This window comes from Streptococcus mitis, from assembly GCF_002096735.1.
Classification (GTDB): Bacteria; Bacillota; Bacilli; order Lactobacillales; family Streptococcaceae; genus Streptococcus; species Streptococcus mitis_CZ.
Genome location: NZ_NCVC01000017.1, coordinates 115,547 through 138,356 on the forward strand (window position 1 = coordinate 115,547; position 22,810 = coordinate 138,356).

At 39.1% G+C, this 22,810-nt stretch carries 19 protein-coding genes and 1 pseudogene; 16 read left to right on the top strand and 4 right to left on the bottom strand.

All coding sequences use genetic code 11. The annotated features are described in order from the left end of the window. Positions 1–358 precede the first annotated feature (358 nt). The 8 genes from B7703_RS07635 (at position 359) to B7703_RS10110 (ending at position 9,162) form a co-directional block, all read left to right on the top strand. On the top strand, positions 359–2,488 hold the full coding sequence (locus B7703_RS07635; RefSeq protein ID WP_084924280.1) for a Tex family protein: 2,130 nt from the start codon (positions 359–361) through the stop codon (positions 2,486–2,488). Next, complete coding sequence (locus B7703_RS07640) at positions 2,475–2,924, top strand: SprT family protein (RefSeq protein WP_084924281.1); 450 nt, start codon at positions 2,475–2,477, stop codon at positions 2,922–2,924. The genes B7703_RS07635 and B7703_RS07640 overlap by 14 nt, the downstream gene beginning before the upstream one ends. 58 nt (positions 2,925–2,982) lie before the next feature. After that, complete coding sequence (locus B7703_RS07645) at positions 2,983–3,255, top strand: PspC domain-containing protein (RefSeq protein ID WP_084924283.1); 273 nt, start codon at positions 2,983–2,985, stop codon at positions 3,253–3,255. 196 nt (positions 3,256–3,451) lie between these two features. Next, positions 3,452–4,123: a hypothetical protein gene (locus B7703_RS07650; protein ID WP_084924284.1), complete on the top strand. Its 672-nt coding sequence runs from the start codon at positions 3,452–3,454 to the stop codon at positions 4,121–4,123. Between the two features lie 3 nt (positions 4,124–4,126). Continuing rightward, positions 4,127–5,671: a hypothetical protein gene (locus tag B7703_RS07655; protein ID WP_084924286.1), complete on the top strand. Its 1,545-nt coding sequence runs from the start codon at positions 4,127–4,129 to the stop codon at positions 5,669–5,671. Between the two features lie 545 nt (positions 5,672–6,216). Then, entirely contained in the window at positions 6,217–6,975 is a 759-nt protein-coding gene (locus B7703_RS07660) for an ABC transporter ATP-binding protein (RefSeq protein ID WP_000173372.1), read from the top strand. A 1-nt stretch (position 6,976) separates the two neighbouring features. Next, positions 6,977–8,965, top strand: coding sequence for an ABC transporter permease (locus tag B7703_RS07665; protein ID WP_084924288.1), 1,989 nt, complete (start codon positions 6,977–6,979; stop codon positions 8,963–8,965). Positions 8,966–9,015: 50 nt separating this feature from the next. Then, a complete protein-coding gene (locus B7703_RS10110; protein ID WP_084924289.1) occupies positions 9,016–9,162 on the top strand; it encodes a hypothetical protein in 147 nt (48 codons plus the stop codon). Here B7703_RS10110 and B7703_RS07675 read toward each other — a convergent pair. Then, positions 9,159–9,854: a VIT1/CCC1 transporter family protein gene (locus B7703_RS07675; RefSeq protein WP_084924291.1), complete on the bottom strand. Its 696-nt coding sequence runs from the start codon at positions 9,852–9,854 to the stop codon at positions 9,159–9,161. The genes B7703_RS10110 and B7703_RS07675 overlap by 4 nt on opposite strands. A 228-nt stretch (positions 9,855–10,082) precedes the next feature. Between B7703_RS07675 and B7703_RS07680 the strand changes: the two genes are divergently transcribed. From B7703_RS07680 to ftsY, 3 genes are read left to right on the top strand one after another with little or no spacing between them, the layout of a single operon-like run. Beyond that, positions 10,083–10,874 carry a Cof-type HAD-IIB family hydrolase gene (locus tag B7703_RS07680; protein WP_084924293.1) on the top strand — a complete coding sequence of 264 codons (792 nt, stop codon included), beginning with the start codon at positions 10,083–10,085 and terminating at the stop codon, positions 10,872–10,874. Then, the gene (locus B7703_RS07685) at positions 10,874–11,692 is read left to right on the top strand and encodes a Cof-type HAD-IIB family hydrolase (protein ID WP_084924294.1); all 819 of its coding nucleotides are present in this window, start codon (positions 10,874–10,876) and stop codon (positions 11,690–11,692) included. The genes B7703_RS07680 and B7703_RS07685 overlap by 1 nt, the downstream gene beginning before the upstream one ends. 3 nt (positions 11,693–11,695) lie before the next feature. Continuing rightward, on the top strand, positions 11,696–12,970 hold the full coding sequence (gene ftsY / locus B7703_RS07690; protein ID WP_084924296.1) for a signal recognition particle-docking protein FtsY: 1,275 nt from the start codon (positions 11,696–11,698) through the stop codon (positions 12,968–12,970). A 45-nt stretch (positions 12,971–13,015) separates the two neighbouring features. Here ftsY and zwf read toward each other — a convergent pair whose 3' ends face one another. The 3 genes from zwf to B7703_RS07705 all read right to left on the bottom strand — a co-directional run bounded on the left by zwf (position 13,016) and on the right by B7703_RS07705 (position 17,559). Then, positions 13,016–14,503, bottom strand: coding sequence for a glucose-6-phosphate dehydrogenase (gene zwf, locus B7703_RS07695; protein WP_084924297.1), 1,488 nt, complete (start codon positions 14,501–14,503; stop codon positions 13,016–13,018). Between the two features lie 150 nt (positions 14,504–14,653). Beyond that, positions 14,654–15,394 (bottom strand): amino acid ABC transporter ATP-binding protein, encoded by a 741-nt coding sequence (locus tag B7703_RS07700; protein ID WP_084924299.1) that lies wholly within the window; start codon positions 15,392–15,394, stop codon positions 14,654–14,656. Further along, positions 15,394–17,559, bottom strand: coding sequence for an ABC transporter substrate-binding protein/permease (locus tag B7703_RS07705; protein ID WP_084924300.1), 2,166 nt, complete (start codon positions 17,557–17,559; stop codon positions 15,394–15,396). The genes B7703_RS07700 and B7703_RS07705 overlap by 1 nt, the downstream gene beginning before the upstream one ends. Before the next feature lie 171 nt (positions 17,560–17,730). On the opposite strand from B7703_RS07705, the gene B7703_RS07710 reads away from it, so the two are divergent. From B7703_RS07710 to B7703_RS07730, 5 genes and pseudogenes are all read left to right on the top strand, one after another. Further along, on the top strand, positions 17,731–18,684 hold the full coding sequence (locus B7703_RS07710) for a CPBP family intramembrane glutamic endopeptidase (protein ID WP_084924301.1): 954 nt from the start codon (positions 17,731–17,733) through the stop codon (positions 18,682–18,684). A gap of 76 nt (positions 18,685–18,760) precedes the next feature. Next, positions 18,761–20,749, top strand: coding sequence for an excinuclease ABC subunit UvrB (uvrB, locus tag B7703_RS07715; protein ID WP_084924303.1), 1,989 nt, complete (start codon positions 18,761–18,763; stop codon positions 20,747–20,749). A gap of 56 nt (positions 20,750–20,805) precedes the next feature. After that, positions 20,806–21,660 (top strand): hypothetical protein, encoded by an 855-nt coding sequence (locus B7703_RS07720; RefSeq protein WP_084924305.1) that lies wholly within the window; start codon positions 20,806–20,808, stop codon positions 21,658–21,660. A gap of 134 nt (positions 21,661–21,794) precedes the next feature. Beyond that, entirely contained in the window at positions 21,795–22,322 is a 528-nt protein-coding gene (locus tag B7703_RS07725; protein ID WP_084887079.1) for a hypothetical protein, read from the top strand. Positions 22,323–22,465: 143 nt separating this feature from the next. After that, positions 22,466–22,801: pseudogene (locus B7703_RS07730) on the top strand (UvrB/UvrC motif-containing protein); the annotation flags it as partial. Positions 22,802–22,810: the final 9 nt, after the last annotated feature.

Below are 22,810 nucleotides of genomic sequence, written 5' to 3' on the forward strand. Positions count from 1 at the left end.
CTTAAATGCTCCTTTTTGTTTAAAAATTTCAAAAAAGATTATCCCCTCCGCAGGCTCAGGCTTGCGATTTTTTTATTTCTCAAAAACACGCATTTTGGACGATTAGAAACAGAAATTACAATCCTATTGTTCAAAAAAGGGTTTTCTTGAAGAATAGAGAGGGAGAATAGTGGCGCATTATTGTCAAAAATAAAAACAGTGAAAATTTAATCACTAATCCTTTTGTAATCTAGTAGAATTCTAAATTGAAACCTTCTCAATGAATAGAATATTGAAATGAAGTAAATTTATTTCCCAACTTATGTTTTAAAATTGTAAGAGGTAATTTGAAACGTTTAGCTTATGGTATAATAGGTTTATGGATAAAAAATATTTAAAAATTTCCCAAGATTTGGGTGTGACCTTAAAACAAATTGATACTGTCTTGTCTTTAACAGCTGAAGGGGCAACTATTCCCTTTATCGCGCGTTATCGCAAGGACATGACTGGTAGTCTGGATGAGGTGGCGATTAAGGCTATTATCGACTTGGATAAAAGTCTGACAAATCTCAACGACCGTAAGGAAGCTGTTTTAGCTAAGATTCAAGAACAAGGCAAGTTGACCAAGGAGTTGGAAGAGGCAATCTTAGCTGCCGAAAAATTAGCAGACGTAGAAGAACTCTATCTACCTTTTAAAGAAAAACGTCGGACTAAGGCAACCATTGCCCGTGAAGCTGGACTCTTTCCTCTTGCTCGCTTGATTTTGCAGAATGTAACTGACTTAGAGAAGGAAGCTGAAAAGTTCGTCTGTGAAGGATTTGCGACTGGCAAGGAAGCCTTAGCTGGTGCAGTTGATATCTTGGTCGAAGCCTTATCGGAGGATGTCAATTTACGTGCTATGACTTATCAGGAAGTGCTGAGACACTCTAAACTCACTTCTCAAGTTAAGGATGAAAGTCTCGATGAAAAGCAGGTTTTTCAGATTTATTATGATTTTTCAGAGACGGTTGGAAATATGCAGGGTTATCGTACCTTGGCTCTCAATCGTGGGGAGAAGCTAGGTGTCTTGAAGGTCGGTTTTGAACATGCGACAGACCGTATTCTTGCCTTCTTTGCTGCTCGTTTCAAGGTGAAAAATGCCTATATTGATGAAGTGGTTCAGCAATCTGTTAAGAAAAAAGTCTTGCCTGCTATCGAGCGTCGCATTCGGACAGAATTGACTGAGAAAGCGGAAGAAGGAGCTATCCAACTCTTTTCGGACAACCTGCGTAATCTCCTCTTGGTTGCTCCTCTAAAAGGGCGCGTGGTTCTTGGATTTGACCCTGCCTTTCGTACAGGTGCCAAGCTAGCTGTCGTTGATGCTACAGGAAAAATGCTGACAACTCAGGTCATTTATCCCGTTAAACCAGCATCAGCTCGTCAAATCGAAGTAGCCAAGAAAGATTTGGCAGACTTGATTGGTCAGTACGGGGTGGAAATTATTGCCATCGGAAATGGTACTGCTAGTCGTGAAAGTGAAGCCTTTGTAGCGGAAGTTCTGAAAGATTTTCCAGAAGTCAGCTATGTTATCGTCAATGAAAGTGGTGCTTCGGTCTATTCTGCCAGCGAACTTGCTCGTCAAGAATTTCCAGACTTGACCGTTGAAAAACGCTCTGCCATTTCTATCGCCCGTCGTTTGCAAGATTCTCTTGCAGAGTTGGTTAAAATCGATCCTAAGTCAATCGGCGTTGGTCAGTACCAGCATGATGTCAGTCAGAAGAAACTGTCTGAGAGTCTGGACTTTGTCGTGGATACCGTGGTGAACCAAGTCGGTGTCAATGTCAATACGGCCAGCCCAGCTCTTCTTTCACACGTAGCTGGACTCAATAAAACCATCTCTGAAAATATCGTCAAATACCGTGAGGAGGAAGGAAAAATCACTTCACGATCTCAAATCAAGAAAGTTCCTCGTCTGGGAGCCAAGGCCTTTGAGCAGGCTGCTGGTTTCCTACGTATCCCTGAAAGTAGCAATATCCTTGATAATACAGGAGTTCACCCAGAAAACTACTCTGCGGTTAAGGAGTTCTTCAAACGCTTGGATATCAAGGACTTGAATGAAGAAGCACAAAGCAAACTCAAGTCGCTTTCAGTCAAGGAAATGGCGCAAGAGCTAGACCTTGGTCCAGAAACTCTTAAAGATATCATTGCAGATCTTCTCAAACCAGGTCGAGATTTCCGTGATTCCTTTGACGCACCTGTGCTTCGCCAAGATGTCCTAGATATCAAGGATTTAGTGGTTGGTCAGAAGCTAGAGGGTGTGGTGCGTAATGTAGTTGACTTTGGTGCCTTCGTTGACATTGGAATTCACGAGGACGGTTTGATTCATATTTCCCACATGAGTCGCAAATTTATCAAACATCCCAGCCAAGTGGTGTCAGTCGGAGATTTGGTAACAGTTTGGGTTAAGAAAATAGATACTGAACGTGAAAAAGTCAATCTGTCGCTCCTAGCTCCAAATGAAACTGACTGATTACGTTAAGCAGGTCTCACTAGCAGACTTCGGCAGACCTTTTATCCATCATGCCCAGTGGAATAGTCGTCTACGTTCGACAGGTGGACGATTTTTCCCAAAAGATGGGCATTTGGATTTTAATCCCAAGGTTTATCAGGAACTCGGTCTGGATGTTTTTAGGAAAATTGTCCGACATGAACTCTGTCATTATCACCTCTATTTTCAAGGGAAGGGCTATCAACACAAGGATAGGGATTTTAAGGAACTTTTGAAAGCAGTGGATGGATTAAGGTTTGTACCATCCTTGCCCAATAGTAACACCAAACAAATCAAGCTTTATCGTTGCCAATCCTGCCAGCAAAGGTATCAGCGCAAGCGAAGGATTGATACCAAACGCTATCGCTGTGGACTTTGTCGAGGTAAATTGCTACTAATAAATCAGCCTGAGGACTGATGAAAGCCGAGCCTACCCGTGATATACTATGTCTAATCTAGCAGAAAGAGGAAAAATCATGAACAGTAAATTTTATAAAATGAGACGAAATCGCATGATTTCAGGAGTTCTGGCAGGTCTGTCAGACAAGTGGAACTTTGATGTTACCCTTGTTCGTTTTCTATTTGCTATTTTTACAGTCGCAAACTTTGGACTTGGCGTGATTATCTATATCATCCTAGCTTCTGTCATGCCAACCAAGGAAGAAATCGAAGCAGAAATGTACGGAACAGGCCCACGCAAACGCAAAGAAGCCCAAGCTATTGATGACACTGAAGGCTGGTTTTGGTAAGGTAAATAAGAAAATAAGCTTTGTATTATATAATACAAGGCTTTTTTCATCTTGTCAGAATCTATGGCTAAATGGTATAATAAGCGTATAAAACGATTTTGATTATTATAGTGAAAAATTTTTCAAGAATCTATAAAGAGAGTTACTAAATGGAATCATAATCGAAAAATAATATTCATAAAATGTGGAGTTTTTTATGTTCGAACTAAATATAACAAAGTTAATTATTGTATGTGATGAGAGTACAGTTGGATATGCTAATTACTTACGCCAACTTGTAAGTGCTAATGACGATGAAGAAGACGTAATTATAGGAACTAAAGATGGTGCAATTAAAGTAAGTGTTTGGTTAGAAAAGCATTATTTAGATAATATGTCTACAATATCGTCTAATGAACATGTTTTGTTTATAGGAGAAAATCAAGCTAGTAAAGATGAAATACCAAGTATGACTGTAAAATTTGACCAACTTGGAATGAAATATGGATGGTTAGGCAAGCGTGGTATGATGCTAGTTTCAAGTACTATAGATAACCCAGATAGTTACAATGAATTTATTAATCTCTGTAGTGACTACAAGACTGAGTTTGAACTAATAGAGTTTAAAAAACCACTTCATGAACAAGCACTAGACGCAGCTGTTGGTGTTATGGGTGATATTCCTGATATTATGATGAATGTTGGAAATACATTATTATCTTTCTTGGGACCTGTGCCAGCTATTGCAGCGGATGCAGTCAATGCGGTTGCAGAAGCTACAAAATGGATTACAACAACAGATGATCAGAGAAAAATTACTGACCAACAATTCCGAGCTTTGACTTTAATATTATACATGGATGGATTATCAGAGTTCTTGGAGGGGTGATGAATGGATGGTTTTAGAGAGGGATATGAATTCTTTCAAAAGCGAGCTGGTAATTTTGCAGGAATTGTAGATGGAGAGCAGTATATAGATACTGTAAATTCAGAGATAGATAATTTGATGAACTCTATTAATAATCTTAAATCAAGTGGTTCACTTGTAGAAACATTAAAGGGAGATGCTGCTGAATTTTGGCACGGCGGAACCTTTAATATTAAGGCAGTTATTAATTCCTCAAAAAACAGAGTACAAGTTGATCGTAGCCATGATTTTGGATCTGCTGATATTACGGGAGTAAACTTCGATGCTAAGTTTGGTTTAAAATATTATAAAGATGCTACTTCGACTGCTAAACAACAGTCAAAGAGTATTATTGATTGCTATAATGATTATAAACCTAAAGGTATAAAAGATGAGTTTCCCATCTATTTAGAAAAGAGAAGTATGGACAAAGAAATAGATCCGAATACTACAGTCTATTTTGAACAACATAGAATTGTTCCATCTGATCAACTTGAGGAAATTATTGCAATATTAGAAAGTAAAGGGCGAGAGTATTCAATTAATTCCCCCAAAGGTTTTAATAAGTATGAGGATACTCGAAATTACCTGAGTGATAGAGTTAGAGATAATAAAGGAAATGAGTCAATTCCTTTATCTAAACAAGAAGCTCACGATCTAGCGCAATTGGCTAAAGAGGGTGGAGTAAATTCTGAGGATTTACACTTAACAACTGAAGAGCTTATTAAATACACTCATATATTAAAACAATCATACAAGGCTGGCTTAACTGCAGCAACAATATCGATGGTTTTGCAAGTTGCACCTGAAATATGGAATGCAATAGCTTATCTAATTAAGAATGGATATGTCGGTGAAAGACAATTTAAAAAAATAGGTTTTGCAGCACTTACAGGAGCAGGCGAAGGATTTGTAAGAGGTACAGTTTCAGCAGCAATTACAGCAAGTTGTCTGTCTGGGGTATTTGGAAAGACTCTTAAAAAAGCTAATCCATCAGTAATAGGTGTAGTGACAGTACTAGTAATGAACTCGATGAAGAACTCGTATAAAGCATTTACTGGCGAGATGAATAGAAGTGAGATGGTGACCGAGTTAATTAAAGAAATGTTTATTACAACCTGTGCATTTTCAATGGGATTATTAGGAAAAGCATATATCAAAATTCCGTTACCTAAATTTCTTTCTCAACTTAATGAAGTTGTTCCTTTAGGATACATGATAGGTAGTTTTGTAGGATCAATAGCTGGCTCTGTTATTTACTCTTCAATATACAATCCAGTGCTATCATTTTGTGTTGAGTCAGGATTTACTCTATTTGGTTTAGTAGATCAAGATTACGAGTTGCCAGAAGAAGTATTAAAAGAAATAGGAATTGAAGTTTTTGAATATGAAAAGTTTGAATACGAACCGTTTGAATATGAGAAATTTGAATACGAGCGATTTGAATATGAACAATTTGAGCATGAGAAACTTCATACGATATTCCTAAGAAGAGGAGTTATAGGTGTAAATTGTGTAGGATATTTATAATAGTCGGATTGAATATCTTTTATAAGTACGAATATATTTATAATTATAAAAGACAATTTTTTTCTATCTGAAATTAGTTTTATTAAGTTAAATCAGTCAATAACTATTAAATGCTGAAAAAGAAACGCAAAGAAGTCCAAGCTATTGAAGAAAATGATGGATGGTTTTGGTGAGGTAGAAACAGTTATTTTACTGTTAGTCTATGAATTCGACTAATCTATTTTAAAATTTTTGAACCCTTGTATCCGCAAGGGTTTTCTTCTTGCTTTCTTTTTATGGTAAAATATTTTTAATAAAATATCTACATTTCCTCCAATCTTACAAAAATGTAAGATTAAAGTCTCTTTTGTAAGGTTAGGTTATGGCAAGCGGTCTTTTTTTGATGTAAACTAGACTCATAAAGAACAAAGGAGTATCATCATGAAACAAATTTTACAGAAGAAAACAAGAAAACCAAGCCATAAAGATATCGAGCGCGTTCAGCTGGGATGCGCTATGATGCAAGCAACATTTCATTTGATGGGATATTAAGAAAGGAGATTCTCATGACACTTTTAGATGTAAAACACGTTCAAAAAATTTATAAAACTCGTTTTCAGGGCAACCAAGTAGAAGCTCTCAAGGATATTCACTTTACCGTCGAAAAGGGTGACTACGTTGCCATCATGGGTGAGTCTGGTTCTGGTAAATCAACTCTTCTCAATATCCTAGCTATGCTGGATAAACCAACTCGTGGTCAGGTTTATCTGAATGGAACTGATACAGCAACCATTAAAAATTCACAGGCTTCTAGCTTCCGTCGTGAAAAGCTGGGCTTTGTCTTCCAAGACTTTAACTTGCTAGATACTCTCTCTGTAAAGGATAATATCTTGCTTCCGCTTGTCTTGTCAAGAAGACCCATTACGGAGATGATGAAGAAATTGGTGGTGACAGCTGAGAATCTTGGTATCAACCAATTGCAAGAGAAGTATCCTTACGAGATTTCAGGTGGGCAGAAACAGCGTGTAGCAGTAGCCCGCGCCATCATCACAGAACCTGAAATTCTCCTTGCGGATGAGCCAACAGGAGCCCTTGATTCCAAGTCATCTGCAGCCTTACTTGATGTCTTTGATGAAATCAATGAGCGTGGCCAAACTATTCTCATGGTAACCCACTCAACAGCAGCAGCTAGCAGAGCTAAACGTGTACTCTTTATCAAAGACGGCATTCTTTACAACCAAATCTACCGTGGAGAGAAGACAGAACGTCAGATGTTCCAAGAAATTTCTGATACCTTGACTGTCATGGCAAGCGAGGTGAATTAGTATGTTTCGATTAACCAATAAGTTAGCGGTATCGAACTTGATTAAAAACCGCAAACTCTACTATCCTTTTGCGCTGGCTGTTCTCTTGGCAGTCACCGTCACCTATCTCTTTTACTCTCTAACCTTCAATCCCAAGATTTCGGAAATCCGTGGAGGGACAACCATTCAAGCTACTCTTGGATTTGGTATGTTTGTCGTCACCCTTGCGTCAGCTATTATCGTCCTTTATGCAAATAGTTTTGTTATGAAAAACCGTTCCAAGGAACTAGGGATTTATGGCATGTTGGGCTTGGAGAAGCGCCATCTAATCAGTATGACCTTTAAAGAGTTAGTGCTATTTGGAATTCTAACTGTTGGAGCAGGTATCGGTATTGGAGCCTTATTTGACAAGTTGATTTTTGCATTCTTGCTCAAACTGATGAAATTGAAGGTTGAACTGGTCGCCACCTTCCAGATGAAAGTTGTCATTACAGTACTTGTTGTCTTTGGATTGATTTTCCTAGGCCTCATGTTCCTGAATGCCCTTCGAATCGCCCGTATGAATGCCCTCCAGCTTTCTCGTGAAAAAGCTAGTGGTGAGAAAAAAGGACGTTTCCTTCCTCTCCAAACTATTCTTGGTGCGATTAGTTTAGGTATTGGTTATTATCTTGCGCTTACTGTAAAAGATCCTCTTACAGCCCTAACAATCTTCTTCTTAGCTGTTTTGCTGGTTATCTTTGGTACTTATCTTTTGTTCAATGCAGGAATTACAGTTTTCCTTCAAATCTTAAAGAAAAACAAGAAATACTATTACCAGCCCAATAACCTTATCTCAGTGTCCAACTTGATTTTCCGTATGAAGAAAAATGCGGTTGGACTAGCAACTATCGCTATTTTGTCAACAATGGTTTTGGTAACCATGTCAGCAGCGACTAGTATTTTCAATGCCTCAGAAAGCTTTAAAAAAGTTCTAAATCCTCATGATTTTGGGGTTTCAGGACAAAATGTTGAAAAAGAAGACTTGGACAAACTCTTGAGCCAGTTTGCAAGTGACAAAGGTTATAAGATTAAAGAGAAAGAAGTTCTTCGTTACGCTTACTTTGGTGTTGCAAACCAAGAAGGTAGCAAGTTAACCCTTTTTGAAAAAGGACAAAATCGTGTCCAACCCACAACAGTTTTCATGGTATTTGACCAAAAAGATTATGAAAATATGACTGGCCAAAAATTGTCTCTATCAGGAAATGAGGTCGGACTCTTTGCAAAGAATGAGGGAGTTAAAGAACAGAAAGCTCTAACTCTAAATGATCATCAATTTTCTGTCAAAGAAGAATTTACTAAAGATTTCATTGTAAACCATGTTCCAAATCAGTTTAATATTTTGACTGCTGATTACAATTACCTTGTTGTACCTAATTTACAAGCCTTTTTGGATCAATTCCCAGATTCGGCTATCTATAATCAGTTTTACGGTGGTATGAATGTAAATGCCAACGAAGAAGAACAACTCAAGGTCGCTGAAGAATATGATAAATACCTCAATCAGTTTAATGCTCAATTAAACACGGAAGGTAGCTATGTTTACGGTAGCAATCTAGCAGATGCTAGTTCTCAGATGAGTGCCCTCTTTGGTGGTGTCTTCTTTATCGGTATTTTCCTATCCATTATCTTTATGGTCGGAACTGTTCTGGTCATCTACTACAAACAAATTTCTGAAGGCTATGAAGACCGTGAGCGCTTTATTATCTTGCAGAAAGTCGGTTTAGATCAAAAGCAAATCAAGCAAACTATTAACAAACAGGTTTTAACTGTTTTCTTCCTTCCTTTGCTTTTTGCCTTCATACATCTAGCCTTTGCCTACCATATGCTTAGTCTGATTTTAAAAGTGATTGGTGTAATAGATACGAATATGATGTTGACTGTGACCTTGTCTATCTGCGCTATCTTCCTCATCGCCTATGTGCTGATTTTCATGATTACTTCAAGAAGTTATCGCAAGATTGTCCAAATGTAAAAAAGATACCTCGACTTCAAAATCGAGGTATTTCTTGTATTTTATACTCAATGAAAATCAAAGAGCAAACTAGGAAGCTAGCCACAGGTTGCTCAAAACACAGTTTTGAGGTTGTAGATAAGACTGACGAAGTCAGCGACCATATCTACGGCAAGGCAACGCTGACGTGGTTTGAAGAGATTTTCGAAGAGTATTAAATGCTGAAAAGTTGTCCGAGCAGGAAAGTAACTCCCATAGTCAAGAGACCAATAGCTAGGTTTCGAATCATAGCTGTTTTGGTTGGGGCTTTTCCAAGTTTGGCACTAGTGTAACCAGTGAGAAGAAGGGCCACACCGACGATAAGGACAGTAACAGGGATGCGGTATTCACTTGGGAAAATGGTAATTGAAAGCATTGGTGGTAAGCTACCAAGGAAAAAAGAAATAAAGCTAGAGATAGCAGCATGCCAAGGATTGGTAAACACTTCATACTCAATCCCATATTTTTCCTCTACCAAAGCCTTGAGCGGATTATTTAAAAAGGCTTTGTTGGTGAGAAGTTGGGCTGATGTTTCACACTCACCATTTTGAATATAGGCAGCATAGAGGGACTTTTTGGCTAGTTCCATATCTTGGTCTAGCAAGACTTGCTCACGCGCAACGGCTGCTTCCTCGGTATCTTTTTGAGTTGAAACGGATACATATTCTCCACCAGCCATTGAAAAGGCACCTGCCAAAATAGCTGCAAAGCCTGATAAAAAGATAATCCAGATATTGGTCGTGGCACTAGCAACCCCGATAACCACACCAGCAATGGAAATAATCCCATCATTGGCACCAAGCACACCCGCACGCAGGATATTTAAACGACCTGCAAAATTTGAATCAATTTCGTGATTTGTTTCTGACATATTATTCTCCTTTTTATCCAGTATAAAGGAAAAATATAAGGAAATCAATCTTTTAAAACTGTCTGAAAAAAGTTGCACGATTTTAATTTTTTAAGAGTTTTTAAGTTGAAATCAGTACTAGCTAGTAGGAAAGGATAAAAGATAGGTAAAGCTGATAGACTCGTCCTTTTTCTAGCTATCTATGGTATAATAGAAGGTAGATTTACTAATCGGAGTAAGAAAGATTTTATGATTAAACTAGTAGCAACGGATATGGACGGAACCTTCCTAGATGGGAATGGACGCTTTGATATGAACCGCCTCAAGTCTCTTTTGGCTTCCTACAAGGAAAAAGGGATTTACTTTGCGGTAGCTTCAGGGCGCGGATTTCTGTCTCTAGAAAAATTATTTGCTGATGTTCGTGATGACATTATTTTCATCGCGGAAAATGGCAGTTTGGTAGAATATCAAGGTCAGGACTTGTATGAAGCGACTATGTCTCGTGACTTTTATCTATCAACTTTTGAAATGCTGAAAACTTCACCTTATGTAGATATCAATAAACTGCTCTTGACGGGAAAAAAGGGAGCTTATGTTCTAGATACGGTTGATGAGACCTATTTGAAAGTGAGCCAGCACTATAATGAAAATATCCAAAAAGTAGCGAGTTTGGAAGATATCACAGATGACATTTTCAAATTTACAACCAACTTCACAGAAGAAACGCTAGAAGCTGGGGAAGCTTGGGTCAATGAAAACGTTCCTGGTGTTAAGGCCATGACAACTGGTTTTGAATCCATTGATATTGTTCTGGACTATGTCGATAAGGGTGTGGCTATTGTTGAATTAGCTAAAAAACTTGGTATCACAATGGATCAGGTTATGGCTTTTGGAGACAATCTAAATGACTTGCATATGATGCAGGTTGTGGGACATCCTGTAGCTCCTGAAAATGCACGACCTGAAATTTTAGAATTAGCAGAGACAGTGATTGGTCACCATAAGGACCAGTCGGTTATAGCTTATATGGAGGGCTTATAATGGCAGATATAAAATTGATTGCATTGGACTTGGACGGTACCTTGCTGACTACTGATAAAAGGCTGATGGATCGCACCAAGGCAACCTTGAAAGCTGCGCGTGATCGTGGTATTAAGGTCGTATTGACAACTGGTCGCCCTTTAAAAGCTATGGATTTCTTTCTCCATGAGCTAGGGACTGATGGTCAGGAAGATGAGTATACGATTACTTTTAATGGTGGTTTGGTTCAGAAAAATACAGGTGAAATCCTTGATAAAACAGTCTTTTCATATGATGATGTGGCACGCTTGTATGAGGAAACAGAGAAATTATCACTGCCTCTTGATGCCATCTCAGAAGGAACTGTTTATCAAATTCAATCTGACCAAGAAAGTCTTTATGCCAAATTCAATCCAGCTTTGACTTTTGTTCCAGTTGACTTTGAAGACCTATCTAGTCAAATGACTTATAATAAATGCGTGACTGCCTTTGCTCAAGAACCCTTGGATGCAGCCATTCAAGAGATTTCTCCAGAATTGTTTGATCAATATGAAATCTTTAAGTCACGTGAAATGTTGCTAGAGTGGTCACCAAAGAATGTTCATAAAGCAACAGGTTTGGCAAAACTGATCAGCCATCTTGGAATTAACCAAAGTCAAGTCATGGCATGTGGTGACGAGGCCAATGACCTCTCTATGATTGAATGGGCAGGGCTCGGTGTTGCCATGCAAAACGCTGTTCCTGAAGTCAAGGCAGTCGCAAATGTAGTGACGCCAATGACCAATGATGAAGAGGCTGTCGCCTGGGCTATCGAAGAATATGTGCTAAAGGAGAACTAAGATATGGGATTATTTGACCGTCTATTCGGAAAAAAAGAAGAACCTAAAATCGAAGAAGTTGTAAAAGAAGCTCTGGAAAATCTTGATTTGTCTGAAGATACAGAAGCTGAGGAAGTTTCTCAAGAAGTGGCAGAAGTTGAAAGTTCTGAAGAAGGTCTGCTCGAAGAAGAGGAAAATCAAGATACAGTTGAAGAAAGTCTGGATTCAGAGCCAGATGTAGAGGTTCATCAAGAAAAAGTCGAAGAATTGCTAAACTCAGAAGAAGTCACAGAGGAAGAGAATACTGAGCTCCTAGAGACTGTAGAAGAAAATAGTTCTGAAGTGCTTGAACCAGAAACGTCTCAAGTAGAAGAAACTGTTCAGGAAAAATATGACCGCAGTCTTAAGAAAACTCGTACAGGCTTCGGAGCACGCTTGAATGCCTTCTTTGCTAACTTCCGTTCTGTCGATGAAGACTTCTTCGAAGAATTGGAAGAATTGCTCATCATGAGTGACGTCGGTGTGCAGGTCGCTTCTAACCTAACAGAAGAGCTTCGCTATGAAGCTAAACTCGAAAACGCTAAGAAGCCTGATGCACTTCGCCGTGTCATTATCGAGAAATTGGTTGAACTCTACGAAAAGGATGGCAACTACGATGAACAAATCCATTTCCAAGATGGTTTGACAGTTATGCTCTTCGTCGGTGTGAACGGTGTTGGGAAGACAACTTCTATTGGGAAATTAGCTCATCGTTACAAGCAAGCTGGCAAAAAAGTCATGCTAGTAGCAGCAGATACCTTCCGTGCGGGAGCCGTTGCCCAGCTAGCAGAATGGGGCCGTCGTGTTGATGTTCCTGTTGTGACGGGGCCTGAAAAAGCTGATCCAGCTAGCGTTGTCTTTGATGGGATGGAACGAGCTGTAGCAGAAGGAATTGATATTCTTATGATTGATACTGCTGGTCGTTTGCAAAATAAGGATAACCTTATGGCTGAGCTGGAAAAGATTGGTCGTATCATCAAACGTGTTGTACCAGAAGCACCACATGAAACCTTCTTGGCTCTTGATGCATCAACGGGTCAAAATGCCCTGGTACAGGCCAAAGAATTTTCAAAAATCACGCCATTAACTGGAATTGTCTTGACTAAGATTGATGGAACTGCTCGAGGTGGTGTTGTTCTAGCCATCCGTGAAGAACTCAATATTCCTGTAAAATTGATTGGTTTTGGTGAAAAAATCGATGATATTGGAGAATTTAATTCAGAAAACTTTATGAAGGGTCTCTTGGAAGGCTTAATCTAATTAGAAGTAAAAATCCTGCAAGGTACAAACTTGCAGGATTTTTTGTTATTCTAAACGACCATCTTGACGATAGGCGATATCTGGTTGCCAAGTCCATTTGGCACCGAATTTTTCAAGTAGATCAAAGCTAGCTTGAGGTCCCATGCTTCCAGCTTTATAGTCATGAAGTGGGGCACCATTTTCAGCCCAGAGCTCTTCGATACGGTCAATCAATTTCCATGACGCACCAACTTCATCCCAGTGGCTAAAGTTAGTTGAGTTGTTATTTAAGACATCATAAATCAATTTCTCGTATGGTTCTGGAGAAGCACCAGTTGCGGTCGCATCTGTACGGTAATCAAGTGAGTTGGGAGCCAAGTTGAATTCTTCTCCTACTTGCTTCCCATTTAGGCTAAGAGAGAAGCCTTCTGTTGGTTGGATATAGATGGTCAAGATGTTTGGAGCAAGTGGCTCACCAAAGATAGAATCCATTTGTTTAAAGACGATGTTGACATGAGTTCCTTTTTCAGTCAGACGTTTACCAGTACGGAAAAAGAAAGGAACGCCACGGAATCGATCGCTGTCTATAAAGAAGGCACCAGATGCAAAGGTTTCAGTTATTGATTCTGGATTTACATTTGGCTCGCTACGGTAAGAGATATATTTCATGCCATCAATCTTACCAGAGCGGTATTGACCACGGATAAAATGTTCTTTAAGTTCTTCATCAGTTGGATGATAGAGATTTTTAAAGACCTTAATCTTCTCAGCACGAATCTCGTCTTTTGTGAAGCTTGCTGGCTTGTCCATGGCAAGGAGAGAAAGGAGTTGTAGAGTGTGGTTTTGGACCATGTCGCGGAGGGCACCAGATTGGTCATAGTAGCCACCACGTTCTTCTACACCCAAGCGCTCCGCAAAGGTAATTTGAACATTGTCGATAAAGTCCTTGTTCCAAACGTTTTCAAAAATCAAGTTTGCAAAGCGAACTGCAAAGATACTTTGGATCATTTCCTTACCAAGATAATGATCAATACGGAAAATTTGTTCTTCGTCAAATGTTGCTAGGAGCTCGTCATTCAACTTGCTTGCAGTTGCGTAATCTGTACCAAATGGTTTTTCAACGATTAAGCGTTCAAAACCTTTACCGTCAACAATGTTTTCAGACTTGAGGTGTTTTGCGATAGTTCCAAAGAACTGAGGCGCCATAGACAAGAAGAAGAGCTTGTTGTGTTCAGTTTGGTACTTGTCATTTAGTTCAGCCTGCAATTGACGCAAAGCAATGTAGTGTTCTGTATCATTGACATCATGACTTTGATAGTAGAAGTGGCTAGCGAACTCTTGAGCCTGTTCGGTACTATCTGCCAAATCAAGGATCGATTCGACTACAACAGATTCAAAATATTCCTTGCTCCAAGGACGACGAGCAGTTCCAATGACTGCAAAGTGCTCGGAAAGATTGCCGGATTTATAAAGTCTAAAAAGGGAAGGGTAGAGCTTGCGTTTAGCCAGGTCTCCACTCGCACCGAAAATTGTAACAATAACCTTAGATGACATCTAGCTACCTAATTTCTATTTTTATTCCTAGTCTTGCTAGGTATGAGGAAACCTCATTTCATAAACTTAATTCTAACATAATTTTCCGAAAAATCAAAAAATCCAATACGAGATAGAAAAAAACTGCAAGGAAATCCTTACAGTTTGACTTTAGACGTTTAAGACCTTGTCCAAGAACTCTTTCAGACGTGGGTGCTGTGGGTTATCAAAGATTTGATCAGGTGTTCCGTCTTCAAGGAATTCACCATCCGCAGTAAAGATAACGCGGTTGGCAACCTGACGAGCAAATCCCATCTCATGGGTTACGATAATCATGGTCATACCTTGCTCAGCCAATTCCTTCATAACGTTTAGTACGTCTCCGACCATCTCAGGGTCAAGGGCAGAAGTTGGTTCATCAAAGAGCATGATGTCTGGATTCATTGCTAGTCCACGAGCGATGGCCACACGTTGTTTTTGACCACCTGATAGGCTATCTGGATTAGCATTAGCTTTATCTGCTAGCCCAACCTTGTCAAGCAACTCCATTCCCAATTTCTCAGCTTCTTCCTTAGTCATCAACTTGTGCTCGATAGGAGCAAAAGTAATGTTATCCAATACAGACATGTGTGGGAAGAGGTTGAAGTGTTGGAAAACCATTCCGATATTTTCACGGACGTGGTCAACGTTGGTTGTTTTTTCAGTTAAGTCATAACCGTTCACAGTGATGTGACCGCTAGTGACTTCTTCTAGAAGATTAAGGCTACGGAGGAAGGTTGACTTACCAGAACCCGAAGGGCCGATGATACAAACAACATCTCCTTCATAGAACTTAGTCGTAATTCCTTTTAGGACTTCATTTTTTCCGTAGTTTTTGTGTAAATCATTTACATCAATTTTTAATTTTGCCATTAACGAATCCTCTTTTCTAAGCGTTTCGCTAGTTTAGTCAAAAGTGTGATAATTACAAGATAGAAGATAGCAAGGATTGCATACATCTTGAAACTTTGGTAGTTACGAGCGATGATTATCTTACCAGTTTGGAAGAGTTCAACCAAACCGATAGCAGATACGATGGTTGTATCTTTAAGTGCGATAACGAATTGGTTAACAAAGTTTGGCAACATCAATTTAGTTGCTTGTGGCAAGATAATCTTACGCATGGTTTTTCCATAAGAGATACCCAAGCTTCGGCTGGCTTCCATTTGGCCAACTGGAACGGCTTGAATACCACCACGAACGATTTCAGCGATATAAGCAGCCGCATTGAGTGAGAGGGCAATGGTACCAGCCACAAAGTCGTTAATTGGACTTTGTTGGCCTGTGATAGACTCGATGAAGTTTGGAATTCCCCAGAAGATGAAGGCTGCAAGAATCATCAATGGAATACCACGGATAACGTCCACGAAAATCTCAGAGATCACACGAAGAGATTTGTATGGGCTAACGCTAAACATACCGAAGATAATCCCGATAACAATGGCAATAGCAAATGAGATAAGAGCTAAAGCAAGAGTGATACCAAGCCCGCTAAGGAGTTGTTTGTAGTTATTTTGAAGCAAGCCCCAGATAGTTGTCTCATCAACAGTGCTTGTTGAAGCGGTTGAAGACTCATTAGCTAGGTATTTATCAAGAATCTTTTGGAATTCTCCGTTTGCTTTAAGGTTTGCAAGTCCGTTGTTGAACATTTCAATCAATTCTGGATTTGTTCCTTTTTTAACGGCAAAGGCTGTTTCACCGATTGGAGTTCCAGCGATTGGAGTTTTCAATTTTTGCCCTTGGCTGATAGAATATTTGAGGACAGGCTCATCATCCATAACGGCATCAATGGCACCAGTGTTTAAACTGTCATACATTGAAGAACCATCAGCGAAGGTTTTGATTTTGTAACCGTATTTGCTTTGATTTTCTGTTAGGAAGGTTTGAGAAGCAGTTCCGTTTTTAACACCGACTGTCTTCCCTTTCAAATCTTCATAAGAAGCAATGGTACTTGATTCTTTGACACCAAGGATAGTATTAGCAGTGTAGTAGGATTCTGAGAAGTCAAAAGTTGCCTTACGAGCATCTGTGACAGACATACCAGCAATGATACCATCTGCTTGACCAGCTTGGACAGCACTGATAGCTGCATCAAAACCAGGATTGGTGATTTCAATTGCAAAACCTTGGTCTTTAGCGATTGCCTTAATCAAGTCCATATCAATACCAGTAAATTGGTTACTTGAGTTTTGGAACACAAAAGGTGCAAAAGAAGAATCACTGGCAATGATGTATTTAGCTTTAACAGGAGTTGCTTTTAGACCTGCTGCAGTAGTTGTGGTTGGTACTGCTGAAGAAGATGATGCAGTCCATTTCTTGATGATTTTGTCAAGACTACCATCTTTTTTCATTTCAGCCAATGCCTGGTTAAATTCAGTCACCAGGTGCTCGTATTTACTTCCTTTTTTCACACCGAAAGCAAAACTCCCTACAGCTTCCCCATCCATTTCAATATGGAGGTCTTGACCTTGGTTGATGGCATACTCGATAACAGGTTTATCATCCATCATGGCATCGATGGCACCAGCACTCAAGCTATTGTTCATCAAATCACCAGTTTCAAATGTTTTAATGCTAAATCCGTATTTATCCTTGATACTTTCAAGGAAACGTTGAGCGGCTGTTCCGTTTTTAACACCAACAGTTTTACCTTTTAATTGGTCGTACTGACTAATCTTGTGTGACTTAGTAGTTGCAATGACAACTTTTGTATCATAGTAAGTATCAGACATGGTGAAAACTTTTTCACGTTCTGCAGTTTTTGTCATTCCTGCCATGATAGCGTCAGCTTGACCAGCTTGAACCGCATTGACCGCTGCGTCAAATCCAGGATAGGACATCTGAATGTTCCATCCTTTAATCTCAGCGACTTTGTTGATAATGTCAACATCAATTCCTTTATAAGTTTGATCTGAATCTTTAAACTCAAAAGGTGCATAGGCGGTATCAGACACAATCTTAATTGTTTCTGCCTTAGCAATACCTAATGAGAAAATTGGGAATAAAATTAGCAAAAATGCTAGAAATTTTTTCTTCATTTTTAGTCTCCTTTTCCGAATATTTTCCCATTATATCAGAAAAAGTAAAAAAAGGCAAATTTTTATATTTTTGTGTCAGAAAATATAACATTGGTTTTTCCTTTTCTTTCTTGAGTTGCTATTAAAAAGTGCTATAATAAGAGTATATATAGAAGAAAAGAGGACAGGGATATGAAGGATAAAAGAATATTTAAAGACTTCCAAGCTTCAAAAATGAGTTTAAACATTTACACAAGCCCCTTGTTAGCCTTTGCTTTTGTCTTCATAGGAGAGTTTGTGGCTTATACTCTGTATGGTATTAGTTTGTTAGCTCTCATCGGACTTGCTAGAAATTTTGGAGAGGCTGGTCAAAATCTTGCAACCTACTTGCAGACCTTGCATCAGAGCTTGACGGATAAAACAGGTGATTTTCGTTTAATTTTAGAATTGCTGGCCTTTGGTTTCGTTCTCAACACTGTGTTCAGATGGACTAGAAAAGTTGAGAAAAGACCTATTCGAACTTTAGGATTTTATAAAGAAAATTTCCTCAGTAATCTTCTTAAGGGATTTGGTTTAGGTCTGGCACTTTTTCTTCTGACCTTGTTAGGTTTAGTAGCATTAGGGCAATATCGTTTTGAGTCCATTCATTTGAATCCTTATTCGCTTGCCTTTATCATTTTTACTATCCCATTTTGGATCCTACAGGGGACAGCAGAAGAAGTGGTGTCCCGTGCTTGGCTCCTTCCTCAATTGGCCTCAAGAACCAATCTCAAACTTGCTGTTCTTATATCTAGCTTATTCTTTACCCTGCTTCATATGGGCAATTCTGGTCTAACACCACTATCTCTAGTAAATCTCTTTTTATTCGGAGTTGCCATGGCTCTTTACCTTCTCAAAACTGATACAGTTTGGGGTGTTGCAGGTATTCATGGAGCCTGGAATTTTGCTCAGGGAAATTTATTTGGAATTTTAGTTAGTGGTCAACCATCCGGAACGTCTCTGATGAGCTTTTTACCACAAGGAAATCAAGATTGGTTATCAGGTGGTTCTTTTGGCATAGAAGGTTCCATTATGACAAGTCTGGTCTTGCTACTGCTGATTGTTTATTTCGCTTATCAATTAAAGAAAGAAAATGAAAGGATGTGACTTCGGTCCGTCCTTTTCTTCGTGAAAATGCTACAAGTATGCTAAAATAGGAATAGCACATCGAGAGAGGATTCTTATGATTAACCGCATTACAGACAATCAATTTAAACTAGTATCAAAATATCAACCATCAGGAGATCAACCACAAGCTATCGAGCAGTTGGTTGATAATATCGAGGGTGGAGAAAAAGCTCAGATTCTGATGGGGGCGACCGGAACAGGGAAGACCTATACCATGAGTCAAGTCATTTCCAAAGTCAATAAACCAACTCTGGTCATTGCCCACAATAAGACTCTGGCAGGCCAGCTCTATGGGGAGTTTAAGGAATTTTTCCCTGAAAATGCTGTTGAGTATTTTGTTTCCTACTATGATTATTACCAACCAGAGGCCTATGTCCCTTCTAGCGATACCTATATTGAGAAGGACAGCTCTGTCAATGACGAGATTGACAAGCTCCGCCACTCAGCGACTTCGGCTCTTCTGGAGCGTAATGATGTCATTGTCGTAGCTTCTGTCTCTTGTATCTATGGTTTGGGTTCGCCCAAGGAATACGCTGACAGCGTCGTGAGTCTGCGTCCAGGTCTGGAAATTTCTCGTGATAAACTCTTGAATGACTTGGTTGATATCCAGTTTGAACGTAATGATATTGATTTCCAACGGGGAAGATTTCGTGTGCGTGGGGATGTTGTGGAGATTTTCCCAGCCTCTCGTGATGAACACGCCTTTCGAGTAGAATTTTTTGGAGACGAAATTGACCGTATTCGTGAGGTTGAAGCTTTGACGGGTCAGGTATTGGGAGAAGTGGATCATTTGGCTATTTTCCCAGCTACTCACTTTGTGACCAATGACGACCATATGGAAGTTGCTATTGCCAAGATTCAAGCAGAATTAGAAGAGCAACTAGTTATCTTTGAAAAGGAAGGCAAATTGCTTGAAGCGCAACGCTTGAAACAGAGGACTGAGTATGATATCGAAATGCTCCGTGAGATGGGCTATACCAACGGGGTTGAAAACTACTCACGCCATATGGATGGGCGTAGCGAAGGTGAGCCTCCGTATACCCTTCTTGACTTTTTCCCAGATGATTTCTTAATCATGATTGACGAGAGCCACATGACTATGGGACAAATCAAGGGCATGTACAATGGTGACCGTTCGCGTAAGGAAATGCTAGTTAATTATGGTTTCCGTTTGCCGTCAGCCTTGGACAATCGTCCCCTCCGTCGTGAAGAGTTTGAAAGTCATGTGCATCAGATTGTCTACGTTTCAGCGACACCTGGCGACTATGAAAATGAACAGACCGAGACAGTGATTGAGCAAATCATTCGACCAACAGGTCTTTTGGATCCTGAGGTGGAAGTACGTCCGACTATGGGACAGATTGATGACCTCTTAGGTGAAATTAATGCCCGTGTTGAAAAGAATGAGCGTACCTTTATTACCACTTTAACCAAGAAAATGGCAGAAGATTTGACCGACTATTTCAAGGAAATGGGTATCAAGGTCAAGTACATGCACTCGGATATCAAGACCTTGGAGCGGACAGAGATTATCCGTGACCTGCGCTTGGGTGTCTTTGATGTTTTGGTTGGAATCAACCTCCTTCGTGAAGGAATTGACGTTCCTGAAGTGAGTCTCGTAGCTATTCTCGATGCCGACAAGGAAGGATTCCTTCGTAATGAACGTGGCCTTATCCAGACCATTGGTCGTGCTGCCCGTAACAGTGAAGGGCATGTCATCATGTATGCGGACACTGTGACTCAGTCTATGCAACGTGCTATCGATGAAACAGCTCGCCGTCGGAAAATTCAGATGGCCTATAATGAAGAACACGGTATTGTGCCTCAGACAATCAAGAAAGAAATCCGTGACCTGATTGCTGTGACCAAGGCAGTTGCTAAGGAAGAAGACAAGGAAGTCGATATCAATAGCCTCAACAAACAAGAACGCAAAGAACTCGTCAAGAAACTTGAAAAACAAATGCAAGAAGCAGTTGAAGTGCTTGACTTTGAACTAGCAGCTCAGATTCGTGATATGATGCTGGAAGTCAAGGCGCTTGGGTAGGAATACCCATACTAAATAAAATTTATAATTGAATTGCTTACAAGGAGAATGTAGTCATGAAAAAACTGTTACTGTTTCTATTTTTTGTTGTAAATATAGTCCCTTTATTTTTTATTCTACGTATTGCTTTCTTATTCTTCACAACAACTTATGATATTTTCCCCGAAGCAAATATAAAGGAAGTAGAAATTGCTACTAGAAGAACTCTTGATTTGTATGGCTTTAAAGGTAATGTGAAGGTTACAAACTTTTCTAGAGATAAATGGCTTTCTCAAGACTATAAAATTGAATACTTATATAGTGAAGAAATTAACGGGAGAAGTATTACTGTGAGTGATGCTTTGATTTATTATCCAAAATCCTCAAAAAGTAATCCTAAAAAAACAAAGGAGGAATTGATTTATGATGGGACTACAAAAACAATGTTACAAGAATTCTCGGGGATGGCACATGAACTTCTCAATCATAAACCAGAAACAATTTCATATAAAGAAAAAGTAGAGAGTTTTTTCAAGCAATTTGAGAATCCAAATCTAGAATATGTAAATACTTATTGGAGTGTCGATGAGAAAGCAGAGAATATTACAGAATATTATGATCTCATAGATAAGAATCGTAAGGAGGGGAAACCTTTTCATGGTTTATATGATCTCCCTATTGATGAATTTCTGGCAAAAGGAATTATTAAAGGTCATGTTATCTATAAAGATATTGTGTTAGAAGAAGGACACAAGGATTATTTTAATGGTGAAGGTGGTCTGAAAGAGTTTATCAAAAATGGAATAGATAGAGCAGACCTTGCAGACGCATTTTATGAAATCTCTTATTATTACGCCGGAAAAAGTGGGGAAAGCTATCGTTCTGGTAGCAAGACAACTTTAAAAATTCAAAATCATAAAATCATAAAATGAAGGATTATGGAATTAATAATGACTAAAAACTTTTTCATTAAGTCTTTTAGTTCGATATTAATAATGGATTTGGAACAACATACAGTCCATCGATTATTGAAGTATAAACATGAAAAGAAAAGGAGTCATCCATCTTGAAACACTTAACTTTATTTAGAATAGTCTATCTGATTTTACTAGGATTTGTCCTTATCGATTTTTGCCTATCAATATTTGGTTTATCGTTTACTCCCATTCTTTGGGATAGTTGGCTTTTCCTTTTAGTGATTACTCTTTTTATTCGTTTTTGTAGACATCTGGTAATTCTAGACCTTCTCTTTGGAATATTTGGAATACAATTCATCCCCATGATATTTAAAACAGGACAATTTGTACCAATTATTTTGGCTATTGTGCATATTCTTAGTTATTGTTTCAAGGAACGATACCGTCTTTTTGAAGGAATTCGTAGTGCTATTTGTAGTTTATATATATGGATATTTGTGTTTGTTATTTTTGCCTTTGTGACACGAATCCCTATTCCAATAACACTTGATTTTGAAGTTCAGGAACAAGAAATTGTCATTAAAAAAGGATATTTGCTTCATGAAGTAAATTATTACCACGAACGAATTAATCCTTTCATTATGAAGTCTGAAATTAGCCATGAAAAAGTCATTTAATATAGAAAGTGAGTACTATGTCCCGTTCCCAATTAACGATTTTAACAAATATTTATCTGATTGAAGCTCTCGAAACATAGTGCGTGGTCATGCAGTATCGCTCTCCTGAAACCAATCGCTGTTCTGGTTATGGCTTTTGGGGAGGGCATGTCATCATGTATGCGGACACTGTGACTCAGTCTATGCAACGTGCTATCGATGAAACTGCCCGTCGTCGGAAAATCCAGATGGCCTATAATGAAGAACACGGTATTGTGCCTCAGACAATCAAGAAAGAAATCCGTGACCTGATTGCTGTGACCAAGGCAGTTGCTAAGGAAGAAGACAAGGAAGTCGATATCAATAGCCTAAACAAACAAGAGCGCAAAGAACTTGTTAAGAAACTCGAAAAACAAATGCAAGAAGCCGTCGAAGTGCTTGACTTTGAACTAGCGGCTCAGATACGTGATATGATGTTGGAAGTCAAGGCCTTGGATTAAGGAGAAGAA

Excerpts from the sequence above, each read along its gene's own strand:
- B7703_RS07655 (WP_084924286.1), top strand. The coding sequence starts at position 4,127 with ATGGATGGTTTTAGAGAGGGATATGAATTCTTTCAAAAGCGAGCTGGT.
- B7703_RS07675 (WP_084924291.1), bottom strand. The coding sequence starts at position 9,854 with ATGTCAGAAACAAATCACGAAATTGATTCAAATTTTGCAGGTCGTTTA.
- B7703_RS07645 (WP_084924283.1), top strand. The coding sequence starts at position 2,983 with ATGAACAGTAAATTTTATAAAATGAGACGAAATCGCATGATTTCAGGA.
- B7703_RS07665 (WP_084924288.1), top strand. The coding sequence starts at position 6,977 with ATGTTTCGATTAACCAATAAGTTAGCGGTATCGAACTTGATTAAAAAC.
- ftsY (WP_084924296.1), top strand. The coding sequence starts at position 11,696 with ATGGGATTATTTGACCGTCTATTCGGAAAAAAAGAAGAACCTAAAATC.
- B7703_RS07720 (WP_084924305.1), top strand. The coding sequence starts at position 20,806 with ATGAAAAAACTGTTACTGTTTCTATTTTTTGTTGTAAATATAGTCCCT.
- B7703_RS07660 (WP_000173372.1), top strand. The coding sequence starts at position 6,217 with ATGACACTTTTAGATGTAAAACACGTTCAAAAAATTTATAAAACTCGT.
- B7703_RS07680 (WP_084924293.1), top strand. The coding sequence starts at position 10,083 with ATGATTAAACTAGTAGCAACGGATATGGACGGAACCTTCCTAGATGGG.
- B7703_RS07705 (WP_084924300.1), bottom strand. The coding sequence starts at position 17,559 with ATGAAGAAAAAATTTCTAGCATTTTTGCTAATTTTATTCCCAATTTTC.
- B7703_RS07685 (WP_084924294.1), top strand. The coding sequence starts at position 10,874 with ATGGCAGATATAAAATTGATTGCATTGGACTTGGACGGTACCTTGCTG.
- B7703_RS07650 (WP_084924284.1), top strand. The coding sequence starts at position 3,452 with ATGTTCGAACTAAATATAACAAAGTTAATTATTGTATGTGATGAGAGT.
- B7703_RS07710 (WP_084924301.1), top strand. The coding sequence starts at position 17,731 with ATGAAGGATAAAAGAATATTTAAAGACTTCCAAGCTTCAAAAATGAGT.
- B7703_RS07640 (WP_084924281.1), top strand. The coding sequence starts at position 2,475 with ATGAAACTGACTGATTACGTTAAGCAGGTCTCACTAGCAGACTTCGGC.
- B7703_RS07700 (WP_084924299.1), bottom strand. The coding sequence starts at position 15,394 with ATGGCAAAATTAAAAATTGATGTAAATGATTTACACAAAAACTACGGA.
- B7703_RS10110 (WP_084924289.1), top strand. The coding sequence starts at position 9,016 with ATGAAAATCAAAGAGCAAACTAGGAAGCTAGCCACAGGTTGCTCAAAA.
- zwf (WP_084924297.1), bottom strand. The coding sequence starts at position 14,503 with ATGTCATCTAAGGTTATTGTTACAATTTTCGGTGCGAGTGGAGACCTG.
- B7703_RS07635 (WP_084924280.1), top strand. The coding sequence starts at position 359 with ATGGATAAAAAATATTTAAAAATTTCCCAAGATTTGGGTGTGACCTTA.
- uvrB (WP_084924303.1), top strand. The coding sequence starts at position 18,761 with ATGATTAACCGCATTACAGACAATCAATTTAAACTAGTATCAAAATAT.